This window comes from Comamonas sp. FG99 (assembly GCF_057808605.1).
Genome location: NZ_JBMDII010000025.1, coordinates 74,717 through 86,701 on the forward strand (window position 1 = coordinate 74,717; position 11,985 = coordinate 86,701).

Sequence of the window (11,985 nt, forward strand, 5' to 3'; positions counted from 1 at the left end):
CAGTTCCATCATCTTGTGCCCCTCAGTTGGATTGGCCCGCCGCGCCGGCCCACCACAGCCAGCCCGACACGATGGCGAAGACCGCCGCCACCAGCAGCCAGCCGCGGCTGGCGGCCGAGAGCCTGAATCCATCGCGCGCCAGGCGCCGCAGCGCGGCGGCGAGAAATACCGCGGCGACGATGGGAAGCATGTAGCGGGCGGGCATGGCGGGCGCCTCATGCAGGCAAGGCCGCGAGCCGGCGCTGCTGGCGCCAGGCCGGGGCGGCGGTGTCGAACGGCGCGGAGCCGGGATCGAGCAGGCTGCGCCATTCCGCGGCCGCGATACGCTGGCGCTGGCAGCCCGCCCGGAGAACCGCCAGGCAATGCGCGGGCGAAGGCGGCGCGCCCATGAAGCAGCGCTCGGCCTGGGCAAAGCGGGCGCTGCCCGCCTGCCACCAGGCGGCGATCTTCCCGGGATCGGGCCAGGGCAGGCCATGGTCCTCGTCCCGCGCCAGGTCGGCGCTGGCCGGATCGTCAGCCGGGCTGTCCTGCGGCGCCTCGGGCGGGCTGCGCTCCAAGTCCTGCCGCGCCAGGTCAAGCCCGGTCATGAGGCTGAAGGCCTCGCCGGCCAGGCGGGCGAGCGCAGGCTGCTGCATCTGCTCGATCAGCCAGGGCACATAGCGCGGCATGCCCGCCACGCCAATGCTCCGGATCAGCAGGCGCGCATCGGCCGGCGCTTGCGCCCAGCCCTGCAGCAGCGCATGCACCTCGCCCGGCGCCAGCAGCTTGAGCCACAGGCCCAGCGCGCCGGCCCGCCAGTGCCCCGGCGCCGAGGCGATGCGCCCCAGGGCCGCCGGGCCCGCGCGCCGCTCGCCAAGCAGCACCGCGGCCCGCGCCGCCTCGAAGGCGCAGCGGGCGCCCTCGATATCGGCATCGGCATCATCGCCGGCCAGGGCGGCCGGGCGCTTGCCTTCCAGTTCGGCCAGCACCTCGCCCAGCAGGTCGCGCCTGCCCGCCTGGGCGATGGCGCGCAAGGCCCGGGCGCGCAGCGCGGCATCGCCATCCGCCAATGCGCCGGCCACGGCCGCGCCGGCATCGACCCCATGCATGGAACAGGCCGCCAGCCCGACCCGGCGCCGAAATGGCTGGGGCGAATCCAGCAGCGCCTGGGTGATCCCGCGCAGGCTGGCGGTGGATACCCAGCCAAAGGCCGAAAGCAGGCCCGGACGGCTGTCCGGCAGCGCCTGGGCCAGGGCCAGCAGCCTGTCGAGCGCGGCGGGGTCGCGCTCTTCGAGCGCGCATACCGTCGCGGTGAACAGCTCCCCCGGGCCGGCGCTCTCCAGCGCGGCCCGTGCGAGCCTGGAGCCGTATTCGCCGGCGACGGCCAGCCCATCGAGGTGCGCGGCCAGGCGGTCGTCGAGGCGGCGCAGCTGGTTGAGGCGCACATGCGGCGCATCCAGCAAGCTGGTGCGAAGCCCAAACAGGTGCGCAGCCTCTTGCGCATAGCGCGGCGCCACCGCCAAGACCATGGGCCGTTCAAACAACACGCGACCACCTGCTGCCGTCGAAGCAGAACACATCGCGCTCACCCTGGCTGTAGACCAGGCCGCTCCCGGGCAGCAGGTTCAGGCAGGTGGCCGGGCGGCCGTCGCTCCCGAAGCGGGTTTCGGGCAGCAGCATTGCGCTGTTCCACAGGAAGATCTCGAAATCGGAGCATACGAATACCTGGCCCTGGAAGTGGCATACACCCTGCAGGTTGAAGGCCGGGTTGGTGCCGTGGGCCTGCCATTGCCCCGGCCGGCCCTCCACCAGTGCGCCGCGGTCGCCCACCACGATCACTTGGCCGCTCTCGTCGACGCACAGCGCATTGAAATTGGCATTGCTGCCGCTGTCCTCCAGATGCCAGCCAGCCTGGTCGCGCACCCAGATCTCGCCGCGCCAGCCCGCCGCCACCGCCCGGCCGTCGGGAAGCGCCCCCAGCGCGGTGAACCCGAGCACGCCTTCATCCGGCCGCCCGGGCGGCGCGCTGAGATCGCGCCAGCGGCCGGCGCCATCGCGCGCCCAGACGATGCGCCCCATGCCGCAGAGCCAGATTTCGTCGTGCACCCGGGCCACGCGCGTCACGCCCGACAGCTCGGCGGGTATGCGGCCGCTGCGTTGCTGCGGGCCGCCGGGGCTCATCTCCCAGAAATCGCCCTCGGCGCCAAGCGCCACCACCACCAGATCCTGCTGGCCGGCATAGTGGTGCGCGGCCATGCCGATGGCGGCCCAATCCACCTCGCTCGAATAGCGCACCCAGTCGGTGCCCGGCCGGGCATAGAACCGCGAGCCCGGCCGGTCGGCCGGCGCCAGTGCGAAGACGCCCACGTCGCGGCTGCCCTTGCGGGCCACGGTGCCCGATAGAAATGCTCCAAAGTCCATCTCGCTCTCCTTTTCCGGCTTCACCAGGCGCGGTCGGTCTGCGCGGTCTTCAGATCGCCCATCGCGCCCGAGTCCAGCTTGCCGTAGCTCTCGCCGCCCGTGGTCGAAGCGTTGTGGGTTGCCGGCTTGTCCAGGTGGTTCTTGTACTGGGATTGCAGCTGCTGCTCTATGCACTCGATGGAGCAGTCGGTCTGCGCCTCGGTGACCTGCGCCGCGGCCTTGATGTGATCCTTCATCTTGCCCGTATAGACCTGATGGCCCTTGCCATTGCGCGCGCCCTTGAACGCGCCCCCGGCACCCGACTGCTGCTTCAGCACATAGTTGATGCCGTGGTGGTGCTTGCCATGCGAGCCGATGGAATGGTTGGTTCCCTCCAGGCACAGGCACAGGGCATCGTTGTGCTCCACCGGCATGCCCGGCACGGTGGCGGTGGTGCTCCAGGGGGGAATATGGTGCCCGGTCTGCCCCTCGCAGCATGAATTCCTGCCATTGGTCTTGTAGGGGCGCAGAAAGCACTTCACCGCGCGCGCGCAGGCGTCGGCTTGCGCGGCGTTGCTGGCGCTATCGGCATATGCGGCGCTGCGCCCCTTCTTGCCCGACAGCGGGCCCGGGCAGGGCTCGCCCGCATCCTCTCCCTTGCAGTGCTTTTCAACCGCCTCTTTTTCGTCCTTGCACTTGCCAAACTGGGCCAGCCCGGCAGCCGCCTCGTCCACATAGGCCATCGGCGGGGTGTTGCCGGGGCAGGAGCCGTGGTTGTGGGTGGTCATGTCCAGGTTGCGCACCACGTTCTCACCCTCGACCATCACGTCCATCGACCAGGCGATGAAGTACACCTTGCCGGTGTTCTTGCTGGTGAGCACGCCCTTCTTGGGCGCGCAGCCGGCTTCGTCGCCGGTGCTCTTCTTGAAGTAGCTCTTGTTCTTGAGCATGACTTCCTGCCCCGAGATACTCACGCTGCTCGAGCCGTCGGTGCAGTCCGAAGCCATGCCGGTGTTGGGGTAGGGAACCGGCACTCCCGGGGGGGTGGCCGGCGTCTGCGGCGGCGTCATGCACACATCTGGAAAGGCGCAGATCGACTTGCCGGCCGCCGCCTTGCACGAGATCTCCATGTGGTTGGCGTAGACTTGGTTGGCCATTGCGCGCCCCCGGGCCCCTCAGTCCGCGGCCCGCTGCTGCAGGCACAGGGCGGCGCGCTGCCCCGCGTCGTTGGCCAGGTGCAGCAGCACCCTTGGGCCGCAGGCATATTGCTTGTGCGCAGCTGCCCAGGCGGCGGCGACGATGGCGGTCCCCGCCGCGGCCCCCATCTCTCCGGTGCATTCGGCCGGGTGCCACAAGTCGAACTCCTCCTTCACCTGGTGCAGGGTGCGCGCCAGCGCCAGCGCCGCCTCCTTGAAGTAATACTGCTCGCCCGACACATCGGCGATGCGCAACGACATCTCGTGCATCTGCAGCCCGGCATCGGCCAGCGCGGCCTTGATCGCGCTGCTCAGGCCGTCGGCGCGCAAGGGCGCTTCCGAATCGATGTGCGCCGCCTCCCTGCCGAAGCCTATGCCGCCGAGCAGCAGCGCCGTGTCGCCGCCGGCCGGGCCGAGCAGCAGCGCGCCCGCGCCCTCGCCCGGCATGAAGCCGTTGGAGTTGGTCTCGGTCAGCAGGCGCGAGCACCGTTCGTAGTGGCTGAGCGTGGGCCAGCTCAGCAGGCTGTCGGCCGCGGCCACCAGCACCTGGCCCGATTGCCGCCGCGCCAGCAGCTGCCGCGCCTGCGCCATGGCCACCGCCACGCCCACGCGCCCCTGCGGCACCAGCGCCGACTCGGCATGGAAGCGCACGCCAAGCTCGGCCTCGACCAGGGCGAACAGCTGCTCGTCCAGCCCGGCCAGCCGCCCCGGGCGCTCGCGCTCGGCCACGCACAGCAGCAGCGGGATGCGCGGCCATTCGGGTCGCGGCACGTCGGCCAGCGCCTCGTCGATGGCCATCGCGGCCATGCGCGCCAGCTTGGTCAGGCCGCGCCAGGGCTGGGCCAAGGCGACCTGGTGGGCCATGATCCACTGCCCGCCCGAATCGATGAAGCGGGTCTCGCTGGGGTTGCTGAGCTTGGCGCGCATCGCGGCGCAGGCGGCGGGCGCGCTCAGGCCCACCGAGGTCACCAGCCCGGTGCCCTTGATGGCGATGGGCTGGGAACTCATGTGCCGGCCTCCGCGCGCTGCGCCGGCACCATCACCACCGGAATCGGAAAGGCGAGCTGCTCGCGCGCCTGCCACCATTGCCGGCCCTTCTTGCCCACCAGCACTTGCGCGATCTCGAACAGGTTCTTCTTCAGCGGGCGCGACATCCGCCAGCTCAGGCTGAAGCGCTGCGCATCGGGCTCGATCACCACGGTGTCGAGGCTGGCGGTGTGGTCCTCGCGCTCGCCGCGCCGGGGAAAGACGTGCACCGGCGCCACCAGGTGCGGGATGGTCAGCCGGGTCAGGCCCTGCGGCGTCAGGTTGGCCAGCAGCACCTCGACCGGGCCGTGGCCGAAGTGCTCCAGCGGCAGCTGCTGGTCAGCCGGCGCCGCCTGGTAGTAGCGCTCGTCGAAATCCGGCGGCAAGAACGGAAAGTGGTTGGCCAGCCAGTCGTCGTCGTAGGTGCCCGCATGGCAGGCGCGCGTGGACCAGCCCCGGCCCAGCGGGCCGAACGCCATGGGCCGGTAGCTGCCCTGCGGATCGCGCACCGCCTGGCCGATCTCCTCGGTGGCGGGCAGCGGCGCGCCCTCCACCCAGTCGGCCTTCAGGTGCCGGTGAAAGCCGCGCCCGACCGGATTGGCCATGAACGCGGCATGCCGGGCCGCGTCCTCATGCCGCAGGTCGCTGCCGCCAAAGGCCACGTCGTAGGAGATGGGCTGGCGCACGAACACGCCGGGCGGCGAGGCATCCACCCGGCCCGGACGCCATTCCCAATGGCGCGGGCCGACGACCGCGCAGCGCTTTTGCCAGGCGCCGGCCCGCAGGCCCACCTCGACGCGGCTGGCGGGGCGGCCGCCGGGCGCGTGGGCGCTGCCGAGCAGCAGCAGGTCGCAATAGCGCTTGCGCGGCGCGAAATCCACCTCGTAGACCGGCGCCGACCGGCCGGGCTCGCCGCTGAAGGTGTCGGCCATCACCAGCGGCAGCTGCTGCGGGGCCAGTGCGAAGTGGCCCGGGGGCTCGCCGGGCTGCGGAAAGCGGAAGGTGCCCTTGATCACCACCACCAGCAGCTCGCGCCCGCTGGGCTCCAGGCCCAGGGTGTAGCCGGCAGGCATGCGGGTGGCGTTGATCAGCTCCATGGCGCCCTCGCCGCTTCAATTGAGCTGCACCGAGCCGCCCTTGATCCGGTTGACACCGGTCGAGCGGCTGGAGACGTAGCTGCCCTGGATCAGCACCTTGCCCGCCCGGGTGAGCGTGATGCTGGCCTTGCCGCAGCGCAGCACGAGCTGCTCGCGCGCGCTGACGGTCAGCCGCTCGCCGCCCGCATCGACCTCCACCTGGGCCGGTGGATCGGCCAGCGGCCAGCCCGCGGCCTGGCGCAGCACACCCATGACGACCGGGCGGCCCGGGTCTCCGGCCTCGAAGGCCAGCGCCAGCTGCTGGCCGATATGCGCGCCGTGCAGCTCGACCAGGCTGCGCGCGCGCAGCGCGGCGCTGCCGGGCTGGCCCGGATAGGCCACCAGCGGCGTGCGGCCCTCTTCGGCGAGGGCCAGCAGCTCGCCGATCACCACCGCGGGCCAGGCGGGCGCCTGCAGGGCCTGGGCCCGGGGATCGGCGGCCAGCAGCTCGGCAATCGCTTCTCTCTTGCTCATGGTGGCCTCCTGCGGCGCTAGTTCTGAAGAATCTTCGAGCCCTTCATGGTGATGTCGCCGCCGGCCTTGATGTTGATCTTGCCGGAGCCCTCCACGGTGATGTCCTTGCCCTTGATCATGATGGTGCCGTCCTTCTTCATGGTGATGCTGGCGCTGCCGGTCACGATGGAGACCGAATCGCCGGCCTGGATCTTCAGGTTCTTGCCGACCGAGACGGTGTCGTCCTTGCCCACCGTGGTGCTGCGGCCATCGGCCACCGCGCGCGATTCGGCCGCGCCCACGTTCACCGCCAGCGCGGCGCCCACGTCGAGCGAGCAGCCGGCGCCCACGCTGGTTGACTGGCTCGCGCCCACGCTCACCGTCTGGCCGCCGCCGACCGTGAGCGCCTGCGCGGCGCCGATGGTGACTTCCTGGGCCGCGCCCACGGTGATGGTCTCGTTGACGCCCACCGTATGCGTGCGCTGCAGGGCCACGGTCGCGGTTTCGCTGGCGCCGACGCTGATCGTGCGGTTGCCGCCGATGCCGATGGTTTCGTTGCCGCCGACCGTCTCGCCGCGGTTGGCCCCGATCGCGATGCTCTCGTTGGCGCCCACGGTCTCGGTGCGGTCCACGCCGATGGCGATGGTCTCGTTGTGGCCCACGCTCTCGCTGCGGTCGTGCTTGACCTGCGTGCTCTCGTCGTGGTCGATGGTCTTGGCACGGTCATGGCCGACCCAGTGCGTCTCGTCGTTCTCGACCTCGATGTCCTGGTTCTTCTCGGCATGCAGGTAGACCTGCTCGCCGCCCTTCTTGTCCTCGAAGCGGAATTCGTTGCAGTTGGCGGCGCTGCCGCCGGGCGTGGAGCGGGTGCGGAAGCCGCTTTGGGTGTGCGCGCCGAAGGGTATGGGCTGCTCGTCGTTGTAGACCCGCCCCATGACGATGGGCCGGTCCGGGTCGCCGTTGAGAAAATCGACGATCACCTCCTGCCCGATGCGCGGAATGAAGTAGCCGCCCCAGCCCTGCCCGGCCCAGGGCTGGGACACGCGCACCCAGCAGCTGGACTTGTCGTTGCTCTCGTCGTAGCGGTCCCAGTGGAAATGCAGCTTCACCCGGCCGAACTTGTCGGCATGGATCTCCTGGCCCTCGGGGCCGACCACGATGGCGCTTTGCGGGCCCGGCATGCGCCGGCGCGGCGTGGTGCGCGGCGGGCGAAACGGCTGCTTCAGCGGCAGGGTGGTGATCAGGAACTCGCGCGTGCCGCGCTGCGGCCGGGAGAATGCGTGCAGCTCGGCCAGCAGCGCAAGCAGCTCCTCCTGGTGGTCCAGGTTGAGCCGGTCCTCGCCGGCCAGGCTGCGCAGCGCACGCTCCAGGTCGGGCGCGGTCTCGGTGTCGCTGCCCTCGTAGCCGGGGTGCGTGGCCACCAGCAGGCAGCTGGCGATCAGCTGCTCGCCATCGATGGCCGGCTGCTCCTGGCCCGAGTGCAGCTGCGTGCGCCGGCCCACGGCCACGTCGGGCCAGGGCGTGACGGCCCACGACAGCCGCCGCCGCGCCGCCAGCGCCTCCATGCGCAGGCGCGAGCGTTGGTCGGCATCCGCCTTGCGCAGGTGGCCGCCGGGAAACTCGAACACCTCCAGATCGGCCAGCTCGTGCTCCGCCACGTCGGCGCTGCTGCCCGCCAGCTTCTTGCGGATGGCCTTGAAATCGCTGTCGCGCGAGGCATGGCGGCCCGGCCCCAGCCGCGTGCCGCCCGCCCAGCGGCGAAACTCGTTGAAGCGCGCATGCACGTCGCGGGCCTCGGCCTGGCGCAACTCGGGCGCCGCGGGCAGCGGCTGGTGCGCGACGTCGCTGGCGTTGGACAGGTGCATGGTGCCCGGCGCATCGTGGGCGTCGAACCAGTAGTAGATGCCTTCATCCTCCAGCAGGCGCGAGAGAAAGCGGTAGTCGCTCTCCTGGAACTGCACGCAGTAGGGGCGCTTGCCGGGCTCGCCCAGCACGCCGTCGCGGTCGATCTTCTTGAGGCCGCGGATCGGGCCGTCCTCGATGGTGGCGTCCACCACCTGCAGCACGTTCCGGCCCTGGAAGATGCGGGAGTTGAAACGCTTGTCCAGCAGCCAGAACCAGGAGCGCAGCTCGATCGCGTATTCGGCATAGCGCCCATTGGCGCCGCGGCGCGAAAAGCGCACCGCATGGCCCTGGCAATGGCGCTCGTGCGCGCCGCCGCCACTGTCCTCGAACAGCAGCACCACGTCGAAGGCATGGCCCAGGATGTCCCCGGGCGCGATGGCCGGGTTCTTCGACAGCACCCGCAGCTCGTAGCGCGAGGGCTGGCTCAGCGCCTCCAGCCCGGCCAGGGCCCAGAACATCAGCTCCTTGCCCGCCGGCGAGTCGGTGTCGATGCGGTATTCGTCCTGGGCCATGGGCGTCTCCGGTGCCGCGTCAGTCGAAGGCGTAGCTGAACTCGCCGCCCTGCGCGTCCAGCGCCACGCGGCGGATCGCGCCGCCGGCGGCCAGGCGCTGCAGGTACTCCACCGAGATGGTGGGCAGCACGGTGTTGGTGAGGATGGCGTCGATCACCCGCCCCCCCGACTCCGGGTCCTGGCAGCGCGCCAGCACCAGCTCGACCACCGCGTCGCTGTACTCGAAGGGCACGCCGTGGTTGGCCTCGACGCGCTTCTTGATGCGGCCCAGCTGCAGGCGCACGATCTGCTTCATCATCGGCGGCGACAGCGGGTAGTACGGGATGGTGACGATGCGCCCCAGCAGCGCCGGCGGAAACACCTGCGTCAGCGGCGCCTTCAGCGCCTCGGCCAGCGCCTGCGGCTCGGGTAGCCGCAGCGGGTCGCGGCACATGCCCATCACCAGCTCGCTGCCGGCGTTGGTGGTCAGCAAGATGATGGTGTTCTTGAAGTCGATCAGGCGGCCCTCGCCGTCCTCCATCCAGCCCTTGTCGAAGACCTGGAAGAAGATCTCGTGCACGTCCGGGTGGGCTTTTTCCACCTCGTCGAGCAGCACCACGCTGTAGGGCCGGCGGCGCACCGCCTCGGTGAGGATGCCGCCCTCACCGTAGCCCACGTAGCCGGGCGGCGCGCCCTTGAGCGTGGAGACGGTGTGCGCCTCCTGGAACTCGCTCATGTTGATGGTGATGACGTTCTGCTCGCCGCCGTACAGTGCCTCGGCCAGCGCCAGCGCGGTCTCGGTCTTGCCCACGCCCGAGGTGCCGCACAGCATGAACACGCCGATGGGCTTGCCCGGGTTGTCCAGCCGCGCCCGGCTGGTCTGGATGCGCCGGGCGATCATCTCCAGCCCATGCTGCTGGCCGATGACGCGCCGGCCCAGGGTGTCGGCCAGCTGCAGCACCGCCTCGATCTCGTTCTTGACCATGCGGCCGACGGGAATGCCGGTCCAGTCGGCCACCACCGAGGCCACGGCCTGCGCGTCCACCGAGGGCAGGATCAGCGGCGACTCGCCCTGCACCGCATGGATGCTGGCCTGCAGCGCATGCAGCTCGGCCAGCAGCGCGGCACGCTCTGCGTGTTCTTCGCCCCCCTGCGCGGCGGGCGCGGGCGCAGCGGCATCCACCGGCGCGCTGCCCGCGCGCAGCTGGCCGCGCAGCCCGAGCAGCCGGTCGACCAGGCCTTTTTCCTCTTGCCAGCGCGCGTTCAAGCGCTCCAGCTCGCCCTGTGCCTCGCCCAGCAGCGCGCCTACCCGGGCCGCGCGCTGGCCCACCTCGATGCCGATCGCCTGTTCGCGGCCGATGATCTCCTGCTCCACCTGCAGCGCCTCGATGCGGCGCATGCAGTCTTCCACCGCCGGCGGCGTCGCATGCTGGCTCACCGCGACGCGGGCGCAGGCGGTGTCCAGCAGGCTGACCGCCTTGTCGGGCAACTGGCGCGCCGGGATGTAGCGGTGGCTCAGCTGCACCGCCGCCTCGATGGCCTCGTCCAGCAGCTGCACGCGGTGGTGCCTTTCCAGCACGTTCGCCACGCCGCGCAGCATCAGGATGGCCTTGGCCTCGTCCGGCTCGGGCACCTGCACCACCTGGAAGCGGCGGGTGAGCGCCGGGTCCTTCTCGATGTATTTCTTGTATTCGGCCCAGGTGGTCGCGCCCACGGTGCGCAGGTTGCCGCGCGCCAGCGCCGGCTTGAGCAGGTTGGCCGCGTCGCCGGTGCCGGCGGCGCCGCCCGCGCCCACCAGGGTGTGGATCTCGTCGATGAAGAGAATGATGGGCCGGGGCGAGGACTGCACTTCCTCGATCACCTGGCGCAGGCGCTGCTCGAATTCGCCCTTCATGCTCGCGCCGGCCTGCAGCAGCCCGATGTCGAGCAGCAGCAGTTGCACATCCTTGAGCTGCGGCGGCACGTCGCCGCGCGCCAGGCGCTGGGCGAAGCCCTCGACCACCGCCGTCTTGCCCACGCCGGCCTCGCCGGTGAGCAGTGGATTGTTCTGGCGCCGGCGCATCAATATGTCGACGATCTGGCGGATCTCCTCGTCGCGCCCGGTCACCGGGTCCATCTCGCCCTTGGCGGCCTTTTCGGTCAGGTTCAGCGCGAATTTCTTCAGCGCCTCGCCCTTGCCCATGGCGGCCGGCGCCATCGCGCCGGTGTCGGCGCCGACATCGCCGCTGCCGAGGCCGCTGCCGTCCTGCGCGCCCATGCGCGCCTCGGCCGAGGCGTCGCAGATCTGCGCGAAGTGGTCGGCCAGGTCTTCGGCCTTGATCTTCTCGAACTGCCTGGAGACCTGCAGCAGCGGATTGCGCAGGCCGGGCGTCTTGAGCATGCCGACGACGAGATAGCCGGTACGCACCTGGGCCTCGCCGAACTGCAGCGTGGCATAGGTCCAGGCGCGCTCGATGGCGTTCTCGATGTGCGGCGAGAAATCGCTGATCGCGGTGGCGCCGCGCGGCAGGCGGTCGAGCGCGGCCGTCATGTCCCTGGCCAGCACCGAAATGTCCAGCCCGTAGTGCTGCACGATGCGGTGCAGGTCGCTGTGCTCGTTCTGCAGCAGCTGGGCGATCCAGTGCTCCAGCTCCACATAGGGGTTGCCGCGCATCTTGCAGAACACGGTCGCGCCCTCGATGGCCTTGTAGGCCAGGGGGTTGAGCTTGCCAAACAAGGCGGTGCGGCTGATCTCACTCATGGTCTGCTCCCGTGGGGTCCGGCTGCAGGCGCGCGCCCCGCGCATCGCCGCCGATCGCATGGCTGGCCAGCCACGAAGTCCAGCCCAGGCGCGGGGCGTGGCTGGCGCCCAGGCGCGTGGCCGGCACCTCGCGCCGCAGGATCAACGGCTGCGCATCCCAGGCGTATTCGTCGCCCAGCAGCTGCAGCATCCAGCAGGCGAGCGGGCGGCGGGCAGCGCCGCCGGGCAGCAGCTGGCGGTACTGGGCCAGCGTGAGCGGGCCCAGGTGCAGGCGCACGCGGTGCTGGCGGTCCCAGAGCTTGCTGCCCAGCACCGCGCCGCCGAGCCGGCGGGCGGCGGGCCGGGCCTGCCCCAGGCGGCACAGCTCGGCGCGCGGCAGCGCCATCCAGTGCCCGACCCAGAGCTCCAGCCGCGCCGGCATGTCCAGATAGGCACCGATGACCGATTCCAGCGCTTCCGCGCTGTGTACCCGCCGGGCCAGCCAGCCCGAGAAATGCAGCCGCGCGTCGTCGTGGATGGCATCGCGCTGCTGGCGCGCGGCGCCCCCCATGCCCACGAATGCGCCCACCTGGTGGCGCAAGGCGTCCTCGCCCGGCCGGTCCATGCCGGTGGCGGGCCGGGGGGGGGGGGGGGGGGGGGGGGGGGGGGGGGGGGGGGGG

At 71.1% G+C, this 11,985-nt stretch carries 10 protein-coding genes; all 10 read right to left on the reverse strand.

All coding sequences use genetic code 11. From position 1 onward, the window contains the following. Nucleotides 1–22: 22 nt before the first annotated feature. Nucleotides 23–205: a hypothetical protein gene (locus tag ACODRX_RS17190; RefSeq protein WP_488872752.1), complete on the reverse strand. Its 183-nt coding sequence runs from the start codon at nucleotides 203–205 to the stop codon at nucleotides 23–25. 10 nt (nucleotides 206–215) lie between these two features. Then, entirely contained in the window at nucleotides 216–1,526 is a 1,311-nt protein-coding gene (locus tag ACODRX_RS17195) for a TIGR02270 family protein (protein WP_488872753.1), read from the reverse strand. Beyond that, on the reverse strand, nucleotides 1,516–2,400 hold the full coding sequence (locus tag ACODRX_RS17200) for a hypothetical protein (RefSeq protein ID WP_488872754.1): 885 nt from the start codon (nucleotides 2,398–2,400) through the stop codon (nucleotides 1,516–1,518). The genes ACODRX_RS17195 and ACODRX_RS17200 overlap by 11 nt, the downstream gene beginning before the upstream one ends. Nucleotides 2,401–2,420: 20 nt before the next feature. Continuing rightward, nucleotides 2,421–3,536 carry a PAAR-like domain-containing protein gene (locus tag ACODRX_RS17205; RefSeq protein ID WP_488872755.1) on the reverse strand — a complete coding sequence of 372 codons (1,116 nt, stop codon included), beginning with the start codon at nucleotides 3,534–3,536 and terminating at the stop codon, nucleotides 2,421–2,423. 18 nt (nucleotides 3,537–3,554) lie between these two features. Then, entirely contained in the window at nucleotides 3,555–4,583 is a 1,029-nt protein-coding gene (locus tag ACODRX_RS17210; protein ID WP_488872756.1) for a hypothetical protein, read from the reverse strand. After that, complete coding sequence (locus ACODRX_RS17215) at nucleotides 4,580–5,698, reverse strand: DUF2169 family type VI secretion system accessory protein (protein WP_488872757.1); 1,119 nt, start codon at nucleotides 5,696–5,698, stop codon at nucleotides 4,580–4,582. The genes ACODRX_RS17210 and ACODRX_RS17215 overlap by 4 nt, the downstream gene beginning before the upstream one ends. A gap of 15 nt (nucleotides 5,699–5,713) precedes the next feature. Then, nucleotides 5,714–6,211 carry a DUF6484 domain-containing protein gene (locus ACODRX_RS17220; protein WP_488872758.1) on the reverse strand — a complete coding sequence of 166 codons (498 nt, stop codon included), beginning with the start codon at nucleotides 6,209–6,211 and terminating at the stop codon, nucleotides 5,714–5,716. A gap of 17 nt (nucleotides 6,212–6,228) precedes the next feature. Then, nucleotides 6,229–8,607 carry a type VI secretion system Vgr family protein gene (locus ACODRX_RS17225; RefSeq protein WP_488872759.1) on the reverse strand — a complete coding sequence of 793 codons (2,379 nt, stop codon included), beginning with the start codon at nucleotides 8,605–8,607 and terminating at the stop codon, nucleotides 6,229–6,231. 19 nt (nucleotides 8,608–8,626) lie between these two features. Next, the gene (gene tssH, locus ACODRX_RS17230) at nucleotides 8,627–11,326 is read right to left on the reverse strand and encodes a type VI secretion system ATPase TssH (protein WP_488872760.1); all 2,700 of its coding nucleotides are present in this window, start codon (nucleotides 11,324–11,326) and stop codon (nucleotides 8,627–8,629) included. After that, nucleotides 11,319–11,985, reverse strand: a 667-nt coding sequence (gene tssG, locus ACODRX_RS17235; protein WP_488872761.1) for a type VI secretion system baseplate subunit TssG, incomplete at its 5' end; no start/stop codon positions are given. The genes tssH and tssG, both read right to left, overlap by 8 nt.

Bases quoted from the DNA above. Each gene is read 5' to 3' on its own strand.
- ACODRX_RS17220 (WP_488872758.1), bottom strand. From the start codon at position 6,211: ATGAGCAAGAGAGAAGCGATTGCCGAGCTGCTGGCCGCCGATCCCCGG.
- ACODRX_RS17200 (WP_488872754.1), bottom strand. From the start codon at position 2,400: ATGGACTTTGGAGCATTTCTATCGGGCACCGTGGCCCGCAAGGGCAGC.
- ACODRX_RS17225 (WP_488872759.1), bottom strand. From the start codon at position 8,607: ATGGCCCAGGACGAATACCGCATCGACACCGACTCGCCGGCGGGCAAG.
- ACODRX_RS17205 (WP_488872755.1), bottom strand. From the start codon at position 3,536: ATGGCCAACCAAGTCTACGCCAACCACATGGAGATCTCGTGCAAGGCG.
- tssH (WP_488872760.1), bottom strand. From the start codon at position 11,326: ATGAGTGAGATCAGCCGCACCGCCTTGTTTGGCAAGCTCAACCCCCTG.
- ACODRX_RS17215 (WP_488872757.1), bottom strand. From the start codon at position 5,698: ATGGAGCTGATCAACGCCACCCGCATGCCTGCCGGCTACACCCTGGGC.
- ACODRX_RS17210 (WP_488872756.1), bottom strand. From the start codon at position 4,583: ATGAGTTCCCAGCCCATCGCCATCAAGGGCACCGGGCTGGTGACCTCG.
- ACODRX_RS17190 (WP_488872752.1), bottom strand. From the start codon at position 205: ATGCCCGCCCGCTACATGCTTCCCATCGTCGCCGCGGTATTTCTCGCC.